The following is a 15,668-nucleotide window of genomic DNA, read 5'->3' on the forward strand; positions in this document are numbered from 1 at the left end:
AAGGAGGCTGAAACGCGATGCGGAATCTGCAACGAAGAGCGATAAGCCCTCGCTCGCGGCTCATCGGGATCGGCCTGCTGCTTGCGTGCTGCCTCCTGCTCGCGGCATGCGGCAATTCCGGCAGCGCCGCCAATTCCGGTAACGGCAGTACGTCCTCCGGCCCAACAATCGGCACATCCGGCGATGACAAGAGCGACGTCGCAGCGCCGGGCTCGAATACCGCCGGGACAGGTAACGGCGGAACGGGCAACGGCAATACGGGGAATGGCAGTACGGGCAACAGCGGCGGAACCGCAAACGCAAGCGGCGGTACGGGTACAGAGAACGCAAGCTCGGGCAGCTCCGGCACGGGTAGTACCGGTAGTACCGGCAGTACCGGCAGCACTAGCGGCACGGACGAAAACAGTGACAATCAGGCGAGCGCGAACAGCAGCGATCAGAAAGCCGTATCGGACGATGGCGGCGGCAAGCCGGCCTCTGCCTCGGCGGATACGAACGGCTCGAACGACAAAGTCGCTTCTTCCGGCCAAGCCGGCGCAGACGATCGCCCTTCCTCCTCCGATAAGATAGGCTCTGACGACAAGGGCGGCTCTTCCGCCAAGCCCGGTACCGCCGGTCATCCTTCCGCTTCCGGCAAGACGGGTACGGATAAGAAAAGCGGCAGCGCCGGAGCTGAGCCGGCAGCGGGAACCGGCAAGTCCGCTCCCGCACCGACCGCGCCGGCAGCGAAGCCGAAGACGTACACCGTCGAGATCAAGGATTTCGCCTATTCGAACGACAAGCTGACGATCAAAGCCGGGGACAGCGTCACCTTCATCAACCGCGACGAAGTGGAGCATTCCGCCACTTCGGTCGACAACGTCTTCGATACGAAGCTGCTGAAGAAGGACGCTGCCAAGACGATCACCTTCAACGATGCGGGCGAATTCAGTTACTACTGCTCCCTGCATCCAGGCATGACGGCCGTCATCACCGTCGTCAAGTAAACCCGCCGGCCTGGGGCCGTTTACCGTTAGACCGTTTGTCGTTACAATGAAATCAATTAATCATGCCGATCTTGGAGGCGCGATGCATGCACAATCTATCGGATTACGAATTGATGCTTCTCGTCAAAGGCAAGCAGCATGCCGCGCTGTCCACCCTGTACGACCGGCATGCGAAACTGGTGTACTCTTTTGCCTGGAGATCGGTCAAGGAGGAAGCCGCCGCCAAAGATATCGTGCAAGCCGTCTTTCTGCGGCTGTGGACAACCGAGTCGGTGTACAATCCGGACAAAGGCAAGTTCGTCAACTGGCTGCTCACGATCGTGCGCAACATAACGGCGGACGCGCTCCGGAAGCGGCGCAGGGAGAACAAGGGCATGCTGCATTATTTGCGGGAAGATCTTGAACGCATCCCCGACGGCGTCAGCCTGTCTCCGGAGGCGCAGGCGGAGCATCAATTCGTGCGCGAGCAGATCCGCACCGCATACCGCCATCTGAGTAAGCAGCAGATAACGCTGCTGGAGCACTTCTATTGGGAGGGCTATACGCTGAGCGAGCTGGCGGCGTTGTACAATCAGCCCCTCGGCACCGTCAAGAACCGGCTGCATCAAACGTTGAAAATATTGCGAAGACATCTGACGGCGGAAGGAGTTGGAACGGGATGACGGAACGAGGACGATCGCTCATATGCGAAGAATGCCTGAGCTATGTGGCGGGCTTGTGCAGCGAAGAAGACAAGCGCGTCTTCGAGCTTCACCTTCCGACCTGCGACGGCTGCCGGCAGGAGCTTGAAGATTTGAATATCGTTTGGGAGGCGCTCCCCGCTAATATGGAAATGATCGAGCCGCCCAAAGACCTGAAGCAGCAGGTCATGAAAGCCGTCCGCGCGGCGGATGCGGAAACGGAAGGCGGCGCGGGCGCAATCAGCGGCCTGCGTCCCTTCCGTGCAGCGGCCGAGCGCGTTCGGCATCCGTTCGGCGCAGCGTTCGAACGCGCAAGACGCCCGTCCCCCGCGAGAGAGACGAATCAGAAGCGGCTCCCGCGCGGCATGAAGCCGATGATCGCTCTCTTGACGGCCGCGGTCTCCGCGATCGTGCTGCTCTCCGTCTGGAACGCGCAGCTCCGCCGCGAGCATGCCGCCGACCCGCTGCCCGTCGAGCAGGCGTTGTCCGTCTCCGCGTCCAGCATTAAACAGCTCGTCTCCTTGAAATCGCAGTCACCCGCATCCGAAGGCTCGTCCGGCGTTGCGTGCATTGTCGACAACGGCCAAAGCCGGCAGTTCGTCGTCTATTTGTTCGGCGCCCCGCCGACGCTTGGCGAGGAGGCTTACCAGGTGTGGCTCATCAAGAACGGCAAGCGCACGAGCGCGGGCACGTTCAGAGTCGGCAGCGCCGAGCGCGGCATCGGATTGCTCGCCATGCCGATTCAAGGCAAGCAGCTCGACTTCGACGCAATCGGCATCACGCTCGAGCCCGATGAACGCGGAAGTCAGCCGCGCGGCACGCGAATGTACGGTTCCTTATCCTGAATCGCCGAATGCAGAAGGGCCGCGGCGCTGAGCCGCGGCCCTCTCTATTCGTTCGTCCGAAAAGAATCCTGTTATTATCGTACTATCGCGCTCGGGATGACCGTCGACATTGAAATCACCCTGCGAGTTGTGTCACTATTAAAGATGGCTTGCACCATGTACATTGCTAACCATACCCGACAAAGGAGCGCGATCCTGTGAAAATCCATTACCACGGCCATGCCTGCATCCAAATCGATACGGGCGGCAAATCGCTCATCATCGATCCATTCCTGAGCGGCAACCCGATTGCCAAAACCAAACCGGAGGACATTAAGGCCGATGCGATCCTGCTGACCCATGCCCACCAGGACCATATCCTGGACGCGGCGCCGATCGCGAAAGCGAATAACGACGCGCCGGTCGTCGCGAACGTAGAGCTTGCCACGTACATGTCCTGGCAAGGCGTGAAGAACGCCGTCGGCATGAACATGGGCGGCACGTTCGACCTCGGCTTCGCCAAAGCGAAGATGGTTCAGGCGTTCCACAGCTCGGGCATCGTTATCGAAGAGACGAAACAAATCCTGTATGCGGGCATGCCTGCCGGATTCCTTGTCTTCGCCGAAGGCTTGACGATTCTCCATGCCGGCGACACGTCGCTCTACGGCGACATGAAGATGATCGGCGAACGCCATCCGATCGACGTTGTATTCCTGCCGATCGGCGACCACTACACGATGGGGCCGGAAGATGCGCTGCAAGCGGCGGAGTGGTACAACGCGAAGCTGGCGGTGCCGATTCACCACAGCACGTTCCCGGGCATCAAGCAGGACGCGGAGAAATTCGTCGGCCAACTGGAGACCCGCGGCCTGAAAGGCAAAGCGATGGCGCCGGGCGACACGCTGGAAGTAGCCGGACGTTAAATAGACCGATGCAGCCAGAACCGGAAATGCTCGTTAATCGAGCGTTTCCGGGGGCAGTCCGGGGCAAACCGGGCAGTCCGGGGCAAACTCTTTTATTACAGCGGGATCGACGGCTAGTTATCCCATAATTGCTCGCTCGAGGCAGCTTAAACCGCCATTCACGGGCAGCTCCTGAGGACTTCCCGCTGCTCCCCGCTGCTTCCAACTGCTCCCCACTGCTCTCCGCAGGTCGCCCCCAGGCTAGCTCTCTGAGGCTGGCTCTCTCAGGCTGATGCTCTCAATCTGCCGCTCCCCCGGTAAAGTTGCCGAAACCATTTTGATCCATCGGCTGTTCGACCGCTAGGCAACAACATATTGCCGTCGAAGCAGGGAGACGGACAAGAGATACGTTATCGGCCGGTTTTCATCGTTTTTACGTAACCTCGCGGACAGGAGATGCGTTATGTCGCCCAATATGCAGACATTCGGTGCTTCCCGGAGGCAATAACGGATCCTGTGTCCGATCGCCAACTTAAAACACCGATTTCATTAGAAATAACGCATCCTGTGTCCGTTGCTAAGGAAGCTGTCTCGTATAGGCTATGCGAATACGCCTGTTCATACGGAATCATAGACATACAACCGCTCCCGATCGTGCGGTGCATTCGGACTGGAGGTCACAAACCATGCAAGAACGGGTCATCCAAGCCTACGACAAGCTAGCCAAAGACTATGAACTGCACGTTGATACGGACAGCGGACATAACGCTTATTATGAGCGGCCCGCCATGATGAAGCTGATGCCGCCCGATATGGAAGGAATGCATGTTCTTGACGCCGGATGCGCGGCCGGCTGGTACACGGAGCAATATATCAAGCGGGGGGCGCGCGTGACGGCGATCGATATCAGCCCGGAGATGACCGCCGCCTGCAAACGGCGCAACGGAGACCGCGCGATTGTGCTCACATGCGATTTGAACGGGGCGCTGCCGTTCGAGGATGCGTCGTTCGACCTGATCGCCAGCTCGCTCACGCTGCATTACGTCGAGGACTGGGCGCCTGTTCTCCGGGAATTCCGCCGTATCCTGAAGCCGGGCGGGCGATTTATTTTCTCGACGCATCATCCGTTCATAGACTTGAGCGACTTGGGTCAAACGAGCTACTTCCCGCGGCAATTATTGTCGGAAGTATGGAACAAGAAAGCGGCCGGGCCGGTGGAAGTCTCGTTCTACCATCGGTCGATGCAGGACATCTTGAACGCCGTCGCAGCCAGCTTCGTCATCGAGCGCATCGTCGAGCCGCAGCCCGACGAAGCGTCCGCAGCGCTTCCCGAAGCGGCCGGCTGGTTCGCCAAATGGCAGGGCTACCTGTCGACCCGCCCGCATTTTCTCATCGTCGAAGCCCGGAAATAAGGAGCGCGTAAGGCTTCGCTGCATCATGTGCCGACGACAAACGAGCCTCCGACAGCCGGGCCTTCGCCCGCTGCCGGAGGCTTTGTCAGTTTGGCTGCTTTCTAGCCGCCTGCCTCTCTTGGACTACGTGTATTTCATGGGTCATGTCAGTCTCTAGGATCGTGTCAATCTCTTGGACCGTGCCTCTCTTGGACTGCGGTTGTCTCTCGGACCGTGCCTGTCGTCATCCGGTCCGTCCGAAATTAACCGTCATCGCGGCGAAGAGAGACGTCATCTGGGACGGCAAAGTGAACCGCGACGATACCAAATGGATATTCCTGGCGATGGAGAACGGCTTGCTGTCGAGCTATACCGCCAAGGACGCATCGGACATCGCCCGCTTGTCGACGGACAGCGTTTGACCGGCCTTCAACGCGCCTGCGCAGCCGATGATCGTATCCGCCTGCTTGGCGGTAATGCCTTCGTTAAGGCCGAGACGCCATGCCTTCCTTTGTTGTCGACAAGTGCACGCAATTCACGCTGCTAGCCCGCCTCCGCCAAGCGCCGTCTCCGAACGTCAAAATGACCGCCGAGGCATGCTCGGCGGCCAGCTTCTTGCACAATGCGGTTTCATACGGCCGATGCCGCGCGTTCCGAGCTCGTTAACGCAATTCTTCCAGCGCCTTGAGGAAGATTTCGTTCTCCTCGTGCGTGCCTACCGAGACGCGGAAATGGTTCGGGAAGCCCCAGCTCTTGGCATAGCGGACGATAATGCCGCGCTCCAGCAGCTGCTGGTAGATGCGCTCCGCCTGCTCCCCGATCTCCACGAGCACGAAGTTCGCCATGCTCTCCGTATACGGCATGGACAGCTTGCGGAAGCCGGCGTACAGCTGCTCGCGGCCTTCTTCGTTCATCCGGCGCGATGCGCCGATATGCGCCTCGTCGTGAAGCGCCGCCGTCGCGGCCGCCTCGGCCAGCGCATTGACGTTGAACGGCTCCTTCACCTTCAACAGCGTGCGGATGACCGCCGATGGCGCGGCGCCGAAGCCGACGCGGATTCCGGCAAGCCCGTAGATTTTGGAGAACGTATGCAGCGCGATGACCGGATACCCTTCGCGGACCAGAGCGATGCCGTCGCTATAATCGTCGGCCGTCACATAGTGCTTGTACGCAACGTCGATGACGACGAGCACGCGCTCGGGCAGGCGGTCGAGGAAGCTGCGCAGCTCGGCCTCCGGCAGATACGTGCCGGTCGGATTGTTCGGCGAGCATAGGTAGACGATCTTCGTCTTCTCGGTTACGGCCGCCAGCAGATCTTCAGCCGCGTACCGGAATCCGTCGCGAAGCGGCACCTTCACGATCGGGCTCTCCATCAGATTCGCGCCGAATGCGTACTCGCTGAAGGTCGGGTCCGGCACGATGATTTCATCGCCCTTCTCCAGGTAAGCCTGCGAGATGAGCACGATCAGCTCGTCCCCGCCGTTCGTCACGACGAAATTGTCGCTCGCGAGCCCGAACTCCTGCGCCAGCGCGTTCACCAGATTGGACGACAGCCCGTCCGGATAACGGTGCAGCTCGCCCAGCCGCGCTTGAATGGCCTCCAGCGCCTTCGGCGACGGGCCGAGCGAATTCTCGTTCGATGCCAGCTTCACGACACGATCCAGGCCGTATTCCTGCTGCACCTCCCAGATCGGTTTGCCGGGCGTGTACGGCTTGATGGTGTCCAGCGCTTGTCTCGCTTTGACATGCAGAGCGGTGTTCTCCCCGATTTGCGTCATGGTTGTTCCTCTCCATCTCTTATGTAGTGTCGTTTCGGTGAATCTTGTCTGCTTGTGCATGGCCAGCCGGCCGCGGTGTGCGCGAATCCGGCGACATGCCGTTCTTCATGTTATAGCGCATATTGCATAGCGTTAGCAAGAGGAACGTGGAAAAGACGCACGAAAAGGCCGTTCCGCAAGCGGCGGCATCTGCTTGCGGAACGGCTTTTAGCGTGTTGGCCGTATTGGTCAGCCTTTGGCTATGTCGGTTGGCCACTGGCATCTTGATTGGCTTATGGCATGTTGGTTAGCCTCCGGCATCTTGCTTGTCCGTCAGCATCCTGCTGACCTGGCATCCTGCATTGGCCTCATGCATCCTGGCGCCGTCGGCATCTTCCGTTGGCAACATGCATCCTGCGGCCGTCGGCATCCGGCCTTCACGGCCTTAGTTGTCGGCGACGAGCTTCATCACGACTTCGTTCAGCTTTTCCAAATTCTCTTCATTCCCATTGCCGGCGTAGCTTTTGACGTGCTCGAACACCTTGGCCTCTTCGAACTGCTGGCGGAAGACGATGCCCGTCTTGCCGCCGCCCAGGTCCTCGAACAATGCGGTGAGACGGAAAATCGGGGCCGCCACATGCTTGAGCACGATGCGTTCGGGCGCGGCGATCTCCTCGAACACGTTCGTGTTCGGGTAATCGACGCCGTTCGGGCCGTGCATGACGAATACCCAAGCGCCTCCGGGCCGCGGATCGAATTCGCTGAACGTATTCGTGAATCCTTTCGGCCCCCACCATTGCGCCAGCAGCTCCGGATTCGTCCATGCGTCGAACACAAGCTCCCGCGGCGCATCGATCACGCGTACGGCGACCAGTTCGTTCTCGCCGGCATCGTCATACTGGAAAGGTTTGTTCGTCATCGTCAACCCTGCTTTCGTCTTCATATTTACTGCCGAAATCCCGTTACTCCGACAACAGCTTCCCCAGCATGTCCATCATGATGCCCGTGCCGTGCTCGCGCTGCTCCGCCGTGTCATGCCCGTCAAGGAATACGCCCGACTCCGTGAATACAAGCCGCGTCCCTTCGTTCTCCGGCTTCAATTCGACCGACGCGACCGAGACCGAGACCCGGTTCCCGTTCATATCGAGCGAGTACGAATAAACGATCCGCTCGTCTTGGACAATCTCCTGGTAATTCGCTTCGAACTGAACCGTCGTGCCGTCCGGGAACGTGTCGCTATTGAACTCCCGCCCGCCGACGCGAAATTCGAACACCTCCGACTTCGCGAACCATTTGGCCTTCGCTTCGGGATTCGACCAGGCGGCGAATACGCGTTCCGGCTTCGCCCCGTAGACGCGTTCGACCGTAAATACGGCATGTTCGGCTTTGCGCTGCATTGTCATGATTAATTTCCTCCTCCATTATTATCGTCCGCATGATCCAGCCCGTCCGAGAGAAAATCGCCCAGCCTGTCCAGCTTGTTCTCCCAGCCCTTCTTCCGTTCGAAGAAAAACTTCTCATGGCTCCGCTTCATCGTGTGCAGCAGGCCGATAAAATCATCCACGCTTAAGCCGTCCTTCGTCTCCATCAAACTTGCGACATGCTCCAGCTCGCCGAGCAGCTTCTGCTGTACGCGAATCGTCTCTCTCGCCCGCTCCATCTGCTGGGCAACGATATCCGCCGGACCGTACTCGCCGCCGGACAGCACCATGCGAACTTCGTCCAGCGACAGATTCAGCTCCTTCAACGCGAGGATCTGATGCAGACGGGAAATGTCCGCTTCATTGTATAGCCGGTGCCCCGAATCGGAGAACGCCGACGGCGAGAACAGCCCGATGTTGTCGTAGAACCGAAGCGTCCGTACCGTCAGCCCGGTCAGCTTCGCAAGCTGGCCTACCTTCCATGTCCGCTGCATAATCATCCCCTTCGAATCGCGACTGCAATTCCCGGTAGTTTCACTATAAAACATGACGTTACGTCATGATCAAGCATTATTTTTATTTTCGTCCAAAAATCATCGTTATAGGCTGCGGCGGCCGACGAATTCGCCCCTGGGAAGGATTTCGCGGCTTTTCATGACCGTCTATGGCGGATAACACTGCCCGAATGACAACTTTATCGACACTTTTGCCGGTCTGCGGCAGGTAAAGCTGTCCGAATGACAACTTTATCGGCATTTTTGCCAATCTGCGGCGGATAAAGCTGCTCGAATGACAACTTTATCGACACTTTTGCCGGTCTGCGGCAGGTAAAGTTGCCGGAATGACAACTTTATCGACACTTTTGCCGGTCTGCAGCGGATAAAGCTGCCGGAATGACAACTTTATCGACACTTTGCCGGTCTGCGGCGGGTAAAGCTGACCGAAAGGCAGCTTTCCAATTTATCCACGACTTTTTTGCTATTCTGCAGCAGGTGTGTGAGGTTCTTTGCAAGTCTACTGGGTTACAAGCTGCGGCGGACCAACGAATTCGCCCCTGCGCCGCTTCTTCAAGCGATCGCAGGGGCGGTGGGTGCCGTGCAAGCCTATTCGGTTCCTGAGGTTCCGCATGTACCCGATCCGACCCGATCGCTGCCGGCTTCGGCGGATCATGTCAGCCTGCGTTCACGATGCCGATCACGAATCCGTCATAGCCTTTGCTCCCGACGGTCTGAATCGCCGTCGCCGATATGCGCGGCTCCTGCGCGAGCAGGTCGATGAACGCCCGCACGCCTCGAACCCGTGGGTCGGTGCTGTGACGGTTGACGACCTCGCCTTCGCGAACGACGTTGTCGCCGACGATGACCGTGCCGGAATGCGAGAAGCGCAGCGCCCATTGCAGGTAGGCCGGATTGTTCGGCTTATCGGCGTCGATGAAGATCAGATCGAACGGCTCCGCGCCTTCTTCCTCCAGCTTCGCCAGCTGCTCGAGCGCCGGACCGACCCGGATATCGACAAGGCTTTCCAGTCCGGCATGCGCAAGGTTAGCCTGCGCGACCTGCGCATGCAGCGGATCCAGCTCCAGCGTCACTATCCGCCCGTCTGCAGGCAGCGCTTGGCCCATCCAGATCGTGCTGTAGCCGCCGAGCGTGCCGATCTCGAGAATCCGCTTGGCATTCGTCATGCGAACGAGCAGCTGCAGCAGCATTCCTTGACAGGGGGATACGTCGATCGGCGGCAATTCCGCCGCCTTGTTCGCTGCCAGCGCCCGTTCCAGCACAGCGTCCCTTGGCAGCAGACGCTCCGCCATATAATCGTCGACAAGGCTCCAGGTTTCGTTCATCTTCATGATTGCCCATCTCCTCGCAATGAATGGTTGTGACTTACAATTTCATTGTAGAAGAAGTAAACTAATAAATATAATATATCTTTAACCTGGACTCATATATGAAATGTATGAGTGGGTCGAACGGTACGAAGAACGAATGAGACCCGATTACGCGTACGATCAGGAGGAGGAACGCGGAAATGAATTTGCATGCGCTACGCCTCTTTCATGTCATCGCGGCGACCGGCAGCGTGACGCGCGCGTCGGAGCTGCTGACTATCAGCCAGCCGGCCATCACCGCGCAAACCAAGAAATTCGAGAAAGAGCTGGGCTTCCCGCTCCTGCAGCCGAGCGGCCGCGGCATCGCGTTGACGGATGCCGGCGAGCAGCTCGCCTCGCTCGCCAAACGGTTGTTCGCGGTGGAGCAGCAGATCGAGCAGTTCTGCACGGAATACCGGAGCGGCGCGGTCGGACATATCCGCATCGCGGCCACTTATTTGCCGGCGCAGTTTCTTATACCCGCCTGGATCGCCAAGTTCAAGCAGCGCTACGAGCAGGTGGAAATGACGATCACGACGACCAATTCCACCGATGCGCTCAAGCTGCTCCTCGGCATGGAGGCCGATATCGCCGTCTATGGCGGGCTGTCGGAAGAATATCCGGACTCGGTCCAGTCCGAGCAGCTGTTCCAGGACGAGCTCTGGTTCGTCGTCGCGCCGGGCCATCCGTTCGCGGGCCGGCGGGTCACGCTGCGCGACATGATGAACGAGCCGTTCGTCATGCGCGAAGAAGGCAGCTCGACCCGCGAGCGGCTGTTCGCGCTATGCCGGACCTACAATGCGCCGATGCCGCGAATCGCCCTTCAATTCAACGGCCTGCACGAAGCGATCACGGCCGTCATCGCCGGGTACGGCGCCAATTTCGTCTCGTCGCTCGTCGTGCGCGAGCATGTCGAGCGCGGCGAGCTGTGCCGCGTGTTCGTGGAAGGCATCCGGCTGCAGAACACGATCGCCATCTGCACCCGCAAGCACGAGCCGCTGTCCGCCGCGGCGGCCAACCTCGTCGCCCTCATCCGCCGGACGCACGAGTAACAAGCTGCGAGTGGCAGCAGCCGTACAAAAAGATGTCCCGTAAGCCATACTCCAATCGGCTTCGGGACATTTTTATACCACTCCAAGTATCAAAATACCGCTCAATCAGAAGCGCCTTCGAGATGCGCCTTCGCTAGGCATGCGCGGCAATGTTCGCTTTGATGCGCTCCGTCTCTTGCTCGCGCTCCGCCGGCGTCATGCGCGGACAGACGAAGCATTTCGTGCCGCACTCGCGGCGGTCGTATTGGCAGCAGCCCGACCGCATGATCCATCGCTTGCCCGGCTCATACGGATTGTCGACGTAGCGGACCGTCCACTGGAACGGATTCTTCTTCCGATTGAACGCTTCGGCTTCGATCGCATCGGTCAAGAGCCGGAACTGATAGTCGTATCGCGCCTTAATCTCGGCCGGGATCTCCGCCGTGTCGACGAATTCCTTCACCATCGCCGCGATGCCGCCGAACTGCAGCCAGATCAGCTCCGGCTTCATCCCCGCCGCTGTCGCGATCGCTTCCACGGCAGGCGTTACATCGTTCGCGATGAACCGCTTCCAGTCTGCCGCGATGAACGCGTCGCCCGACTCGGCCGGAACGTCCTGCGTCAGCACCTCGCGGATGCGGTATCCAAAATGCGGATGACCATGCCCTTCCTCGTAATCGATCTGAAACGATAGATTCGCAAGCGAGAGATCGAGCACCTTGCCGTACGTCGCCAGAAACATCAGCTTCGTCACGCACAGATTGCATAGCGACGTGCCGATGAAGGAGCCCGGCAGAAACCTGTCGGTAGCCTGAACGATCGTTCCCGCCTTGGCCATCATTTCCTGTATCCGCTCGATCCGGCCGAACTCGGCCGCCGGCATTTCATCCAGCACATGATCGACGCCTTCCGGCGAAATATGTAAATAAGTTCTCGCTAAAGTAAAATCGTAAGCGGTCGTCACCGTTATCGCCTCGTCCCTATGATAATGATTATCATTTCCGTTTATTTTATCATATGGGAGCCGGGGGTACAATTATTCCTTCATCCGCGGTCTTTACAGTTTCTTGACGGATCCTTTAACAGTCCTTTGTTCTGCTTGATCATAGACTTCATAGATTTCGAACGTTCCCTCTTCAAAGAACAACGGAAACCGCCGCTTAAACCACTCTTGCATGGGATAATGGAGCGCCTCCTGGATCGGAACCCATTCCAACTCGCCTTCAGGCGGATTCTGCAATAGTTCGCCTTCATAGGACGTAGCCAAATAGTTGAACACCATATACCTGAAATTCTGTTTCGGGTCGACGTATTCGTCCAGGCCTTTATAAATCAAATCCTTGACGCGAAGTCCCGTTTCTTCCCATACTTCGCGGATCGCGCCTTCCGTCAAGCTTTCCGGGAAATCGACCTTCCCTCCAGGTCCGATCCAACCGGGGAAGCCTAGCTTATCGGGCCTGTTCACGAGCAGCACCTTGTCTCCATCCTGTACGAGACACATCGTATAGAGGGCTATTTTGACTTGTGGGTTCATTGTCACGGGTTGTCTCTTCCTTCCTCGCTTCTCAATATGATGAAGATGATAGATAACGCTGCATGATCTCTTTATTCTCATGCCACCAGAACATTTGTCGATGGTTGGTTTGTTCAAATCCCAGTTTCAGCGCTAATTGCAGCGATGCTTGGTTCCCCGAGTCGCATCCCCAATTCGGGATAAGTTGGACAGCCAGGCAATGTTTAATAAAAGCGCAGCAAACCATCGTGGCTAGTCCTTTTCGCTGAAACTGTTCCTGTGTCATGATATCGATTTCGGTCTTTCCATCGCCGACCGCAAATGACGTACATGCGCTTACGATCCGTTGATCCGCCAGTATACAATACCCAAGTCCAAACTTCATAAAATTCGGCGTTGAAGGCCACAACGTATGATAATGCGGATTTTCCGTTCGAAATTGTTCAAATAAACCGGCATCCATTGGTCGCAATTCCATGCCTTCGGGTAATTCTTGCATGGTGTTTGCCGCTAATGCAAACTTGGACGCATTGAACCGAAACGAAGAATGGTACAAGGTGACGGTCAAGCTGGTCATTTTATCATGCAGCAATGGTAACCAATCGGATGTAGAACAATAGAGATCGAAATACAAGACATGATTCTGAGGATCCGTCAAAAAAAGAACAATATCGTCATTGAACGCTTCGTCATACGGATCGCCTGCCAAAAAATACTTTCCCCCGTTGTTGGCGATTAAACAGCTGGTGGGCTGGGTCTTATGATTGACGAATATTTTACCCGATTGGATATGTTCGATAACGGAATAGGCATAGACGGCTTTATGATCAGCGACCCTCAGTAATGGGATAACGATTGGATATTCATCCGTCGTTAGCTGGAACATCGCTTTCCTCTCTTTCATAGACTCGATATATGCGCCACAAGCTCAGCAGCTAATTGTTCCTTCGGCCGAAGCCCGTCGTAAATCAAATCCGACGTTGCCTTCAAATTCTCCTGAAGCAGGCGGATCGCCATTCCTTCGCCATCATGAAAGCTTTTAACATAGTCTAACACATGATTCAACCTGGCATCGACGGGTTCGCTGATATAATCATAGGTCAAATTCCGCATGATTCTTCTACACAACGCGATTTCAAGCGGCAGGTCTATGTAGACGACCGTATGGATTAATTCTTGCATGCCCTCCCTCAATCTGCCGAAAGGTTCTTCCACAATAATGATGGATGCCGGCTTCAATCTGCGGTTCCACGGATCAATGATTTCATGTCCATGGCATAGCCGAAGAAGGTCCTCATCGAATCGGTCGTTTCTGATCTCTTTACGAACGATATCCATCGGATCCGTTATGATCTCTTGCTCAAGCCTTCGATACACATCCACGGGATCGGGAGAGACGAGCGTCGATTGGTAGGCATCGAAGTATACGCTAACCGCATCATCAAGCGCTTCAACCACGCTTGCCATTAACGAGCTTTTGCCCGCTCCCGAAGGTCCGCAGATACAAATGATTTTGGATGCATGATCCACATGAACTCCCCCATTTCCGATGATTGGACCGTACGACCATTTAACAGCCGGTGTTCGTATGCAAAAAGGAGCCAATACTTGATTCGTATCAGCTCCTATGCCTACTGTACCGCATTTCGCATGCGAATCATCGAGAAATTCACGGTTGATGCGGCGACGGCATCGCGCAAAAGCATTAACGACGGCGTGACCCGCAGCTCGATCCCCTCTTGCAGAATCGCAGCGAGCAAATCATTGATTCGGACGACATCCAGCGGTTTGACGGTTTGAGTCGCTATGTAATACCCCGCATTGGGTTCATGCAATTCGAAATCTTGCGGATCGAACGCATAACGATAGATAGTCCCTGTCCGCACCCGTTCGAACCAGCCCGACTCGATCGCAACCATCCGCTTGGTCCCGGACATGCCGAAGAACTTCTCCGCATCCCCCGCCGTCGTATCCTCCTTAGGCCAGATGCACACCCTCGGACAGTCGCGCGGAAAATAGTAATGGGGCGCATGAAACGCGTCAATCGTCCATACCTTCGCCGGTTCATTCGTCTGATTGTAGATGATTCGCGGTTCGAACGCTTGAATATCCGGCTCTTCGCTGAAATGGTACAGGTGCATAAGGGACCTCGCTTTTCATTTCATCGTTTGTCTTCAATTCGCCAGTCTACTTCATCGACTTCAAATAAATTCGGCATAGAGCTGCTCGAAGGTTTCGAATTTCTCTACTTCTCTACCAACCTTACCATATTCAGCCGCATATTCATCTATCATTTCAAGAAACTTCTCTTTGAGTACTCGTAAATTGCCCGCATCGAAGTACTGCATCACATCGAATTTGGCCGTTCCCCGCTCCGCGGTCATTTCGTCCAGGAAGCCTTGAGCGCCAAGCGCCGCAAAAAAGGCGTACGACTTATCGTTCGTATCCACGCTGTTGATGATTTTGTTGCGGCAGTTACACCATAATTCTTCGTAAGTTCCTTTAAGATTATCGAAGGTCGGAACGGGTTTCGCAATGAAACGGTCGCACATGGAGCTGTATAATTGCGCAACGCTCTTCAGCACGTTTAACGATGCAATACGCATTTCGTCTACGGTATTCGCGTCGATGACAGCCATGTACAGCGATTCGAAAGCATCGGGTACGAAGGGATACATGACTAGTTCTTCCAAATACCGCTTGACCCCCCGCTTAATATACGTATTATTCATGCTGACCAGGGCATTCACCAGATTATACAACACGCCGGCAGCCGCCTGGCGCACAGAACCGATATCCTCTGCCAGCATTGTACCCGCGTATTCCTGCTTGGCACTGTCCATCCACTTTCGAGCCCGGCGCAGGCATTCTTCGCCAACCGGCTTGGCAAGCGCATCAAGCGCTTGCTGTCTGTAGCGTTTGAATTTCTCCAAGTACTCCGGCTTGGCGCAATACAGGATCTGGAGCTCAACGAGGCTCGCCACAGCCGGACTATCCAAGCTGGCTTGCTCCTGAATTCGGGTATTCCACGGCGTGCAGTACAAATCATAGCCCACATCCTCCAGGATGAAGCAGTAGGCGATCTCCCAGCCCCGGTCCGTGTTATTGATGATGATTAAATCCAGATCGCTCTTCTCATGGAAATCCCCGGTGCTAAACGACCCGGTAAGCCCAATAATGGCGATATCGTCCGGAAAATCCCTCTTCGCGCGTTCGATCACCATGTCGATGAGTCGTTCGTTCTTTTCTAAGAGCTTCGTCTTCGTCGCTTCGTTCATGGTCTGCACCCCTTCATCGGT

Annotated in this window: 18 protein-coding genes; 7 read left to right on the forward strand and 11 right to left on the reverse strand. The window is 56.6% G+C overall.

The features are described from left to right. Window positions 1-17 precede the first annotated feature (17 nt). The 6 genes from GXP70_RS20865 to GXP70_RS20890 all read left to right on the forward strand — a co-directional run bounded on the left by GXP70_RS20865 (window position 18) and on the right by GXP70_RS20890 (window position 5,205). Window positions 18-986, forward strand: a complete 969-nt coding sequence (locus GXP70_RS20865; RefSeq protein ID WP_162358618.1) for a cupredoxin domain-containing protein — start codon at window positions 18-20, stop codon at window positions 984-986. Between the two features lie 86 nt (window positions 987-1,072). Continuing rightward, on the forward strand, window positions 1,073-1,648 hold the full coding sequence (locus tag GXP70_RS20870) for an RNA polymerase sigma factor (RefSeq protein WP_162358619.1): 576 nt from the start codon (window positions 1,073-1,075) through the stop codon (window positions 1,646-1,648). Further along, a complete protein-coding gene (locus GXP70_RS20875) occupies window positions 1,645-2,511 on the forward strand; it encodes an anti-sigma factor (protein ID WP_162358620.1) in 867 nt (288 codons plus the stop codon). Before GXP70_RS20870 ends, GXP70_RS20875 begins: the two co-directional genes overlap by 4 nt. Before the next feature lie 197 nt (window positions 2,512-2,708). Beyond that, window positions 2,709-3,413, forward strand: coding sequence for a metal-dependent hydrolase (locus GXP70_RS20880; protein WP_162358621.1), 705 nt, complete (start codon window positions 2,709-2,711; stop codon window positions 3,411-3,413). A 665-nt stretch (window positions 3,414-4,078) separates the two neighbouring features. Continuing rightward, entirely contained in the window at window positions 4,079-4,804 is a 726-nt protein-coding gene (locus GXP70_RS20885; protein ID WP_162358622.1) for a class I SAM-dependent methyltransferase, read from the forward strand. 161 nt (window positions 4,805-4,965) lie between these two features. Continuing rightward, window positions 4,966-5,205: a hypothetical protein gene (locus GXP70_RS20890; RefSeq protein WP_162358623.1), complete on the forward strand. Its 240-nt coding sequence runs from the start codon at window positions 4,966-4,968 to the stop codon at window positions 5,203-5,205. A gap of 240 nt (window positions 5,206-5,445) precedes the next feature. On the opposite strand, the gene hisC is transcribed toward GXP70_RS20890, so the two are convergent. The 5 genes from hisC to GXP70_RS20915 all read right to left on the reverse strand — a co-directional run bounded on the left by hisC (window position 5,446) and on the right by GXP70_RS20915 (window position 9,807). Further along, window positions 5,446-6,561 carry a histidinol-phosphate transaminase gene (gene hisC, locus GXP70_RS20895; RefSeq protein ID WP_162358624.1) on the reverse strand — a complete coding sequence of 372 codons (1,116 nt, stop codon included), beginning with the start codon at window positions 6,559-6,561 and terminating at the stop codon, window positions 5,446-5,448. A gap of 424 nt (window positions 6,562-6,985) precedes the next feature. Next, window positions 6,986-7,459 carry an SRPBCC family protein gene (locus GXP70_RS20900; protein ID WP_162358625.1) on the reverse strand — a complete coding sequence of 158 codons (474 nt, stop codon included), beginning with the start codon at window positions 7,457-7,459 and terminating at the stop codon, window positions 6,986-6,988. Window positions 7,460-7,502: 43 nt separating this feature from the next. Next, entirely contained in the window at window positions 7,503-7,943 is a 441-nt protein-coding gene (locus GXP70_RS20905; protein ID WP_162358626.1) for an SRPBCC family protein, read from the reverse strand. Window positions 7,944-7,945: 2 nt separating this feature from the next. Continuing rightward, window positions 7,946-8,455: a MerR family transcriptional regulator gene (locus GXP70_RS20910; RefSeq protein ID WP_162358627.1), complete on the reverse strand. Its 510-nt coding sequence runs from the start codon at window positions 8,453-8,455 to the stop codon at window positions 7,946-7,948. A gap of 677 nt (window positions 8,456-9,132) precedes the next feature. Then, the gene (locus tag GXP70_RS20915) at window positions 9,133-9,807 is read right to left on the reverse strand and encodes an O-methyltransferase (RefSeq protein ID WP_162358628.1); all 675 of its coding nucleotides are present in this window, start codon (window positions 9,805-9,807) and stop codon (window positions 9,133-9,135) included. A 179-nt stretch (window positions 9,808-9,986) separates the two neighbouring features. Between GXP70_RS20915 and GXP70_RS20920 the strand changes: the two genes are divergently transcribed. Further along, entirely contained in the window at window positions 9,987-10,877 is an 891-nt protein-coding gene (locus GXP70_RS20920) for a LysR family transcriptional regulator (protein ID WP_162358629.1), read from the forward strand. Window positions 10,878-11,010: 133 nt separating this feature from the next. On the opposite strand, the gene GXP70_RS20925 is transcribed toward GXP70_RS20920, so the two are convergent. The 6 genes from GXP70_RS20925 to GXP70_RS20950 all read right to left on the reverse strand — a co-directional run bounded on the left by GXP70_RS20925 (window position 11,011) and on the right by GXP70_RS20950 (window position 15,647). Next, window positions 11,011-11,820 carry a hypothetical protein gene (locus GXP70_RS20925; RefSeq protein ID WP_162358630.1) on the reverse strand — a complete coding sequence of 270 codons (810 nt, stop codon included), beginning with the start codon at window positions 11,818-11,820 and terminating at the stop codon, window positions 11,011-11,013. Window positions 11,821-11,913: 93 nt separating this feature from the next. Further along, entirely contained in the window at window positions 11,914-12,390 is a 477-nt protein-coding gene (locus GXP70_RS20930) for an 8-oxo-dGTP diphosphatase (RefSeq protein ID WP_162360590.1), read from the reverse strand. Between the two features lie 31 nt (window positions 12,391-12,421). Beyond that, the gene (locus GXP70_RS20935; protein WP_162358631.1) at window positions 12,422-13,255 is read right to left on the reverse strand and encodes a GNAT family N-acetyltransferase; all 834 of its coding nucleotides are present in this window, start codon (window positions 13,253-13,255) and stop codon (window positions 12,422-12,424) included. Between the two features lie 14 nt (window positions 13,256-13,269). Then, a complete protein-coding gene (locus GXP70_RS20940) occupies window positions 13,270-13,899 on the reverse strand; it encodes an AAA family ATPase (RefSeq protein ID WP_162358632.1) in 630 nt (209 codons plus the stop codon). A gap of 101 nt (window positions 13,900-14,000) precedes the next feature. Then, window positions 14,001-14,510 carry a DUF6886 family protein gene (locus GXP70_RS20945; protein ID WP_162358633.1) on the reverse strand — a complete coding sequence of 170 codons (510 nt, stop codon included), beginning with the start codon at window positions 14,508-14,510 and terminating at the stop codon, window positions 14,001-14,003. A gap of 60 nt (window positions 14,511-14,570) precedes the next feature. Then, window positions 14,571-15,647 carry a nucleotidyltransferase domain-containing protein gene (locus GXP70_RS20950; protein WP_162358634.1) on the reverse strand — a complete coding sequence of 359 codons (1,077 nt, stop codon included), beginning with the start codon at window positions 15,645-15,647 and terminating at the stop codon, window positions 14,571-14,573. Window positions 15,648-15,668: the final 21 nt, after the last annotated feature.

The sequence above is a fragment of the Paenibacillus lycopersici genome (assembly GCF_010119935.1).
GTDB lineage: Bacteria > Bacillota > Bacilli > Paenibacillales > Paenibacillaceae > Paenibacillus_Z > Paenibacillus_Z lycopersici.

What these genes read in the sequence shown, in the direction of transcription:
- GXP70_RS20930 (WP_162360590.1), bottom strand. Translation starts at nt 12,390, where the DNA reads ATGAACCCACAAGTCAAAATAGCCCTCTATACGATGTGTCTCGTACAG.
- GXP70_RS20905 (WP_162358626.1), bottom strand. Translation starts at nt 7,943, where the DNA reads ATGACAATGCAGCGCAAAGCCGAACATGCCGTATTTACGGTCGAACGC.
- GXP70_RS20945 (WP_162358633.1), bottom strand. Translation starts at nt 14,510, where the DNA reads ATGCACCTGTACCATTTCAGCGAAGAGCCGGATATTCAAGCGTTCGAA.
- GXP70_RS20910 (WP_162358627.1), bottom strand. Translation starts at nt 8,455, where the DNA reads ATGCAGCGGACATGGAAGGTAGGCCAGCTTGCGAAGCTGACCGGGCTG.
- GXP70_RS20920 (WP_162358629.1), top strand. Translation starts at nt 9,987, where the DNA reads ATGAATTTGCATGCGCTACGCCTCTTTCATGTCATCGCGGCGACCGGC.
- GXP70_RS20915 (WP_162358628.1), bottom strand. Translation starts at nt 9,807, where the DNA reads ATGAAGATGAACGAAACCTGGAGCCTTGTCGACGATTATATGGCGGAG.
- hisC (WP_162358624.1), bottom strand. Translation starts at nt 6,561, where the DNA reads ATGACGCAAATCGGGGAGAACACCGCTCTGCATGTCAAAGCGAGACAA.
- GXP70_RS20875 (WP_162358620.1), top strand. Translation starts at nt 1,645, where the DNA reads ATGACGGAACGAGGACGATCGCTCATATGCGAAGAATGCCTGAGCTAT.
- GXP70_RS20870 (WP_162358619.1), top strand. Translation starts at nt 1,073, where the DNA reads ATGCACAATCTATCGGATTACGAATTGATGCTTCTCGTCAAAGGCAAG.
- GXP70_RS20865 (WP_162358618.1), top strand. Translation starts at nt 18, where the DNA reads ATGCGGAATCTGCAACGAAGAGCGATAAGCCCTCGCTCGCGGCTCATC.
- GXP70_RS20900 (WP_162358625.1), bottom strand. Translation starts at nt 7,459, where the DNA reads ATGACGAACAAACCTTTCCAGTATGACGATGCCGGCGAGAACGAACTG.
- GXP70_RS20885 (WP_162358622.1), top strand. Translation starts at nt 4,079, where the DNA reads ATGCAAGAACGGGTCATCCAAGCCTACGACAAGCTAGCCAAAGACTAT.
- GXP70_RS20935 (WP_162358631.1), bottom strand. Translation starts at nt 13,255, where the DNA reads ATGTTCCAGCTAACGACGGATGAATATCCAATCGTTATCCCATTACTG.
- GXP70_RS20950 (WP_162358634.1), bottom strand. Translation starts at nt 15,647, where the DNA reads ATGAACGAAGCGACGAAGACGAAGCTCTTAGAAAAGAACGAACGACTC.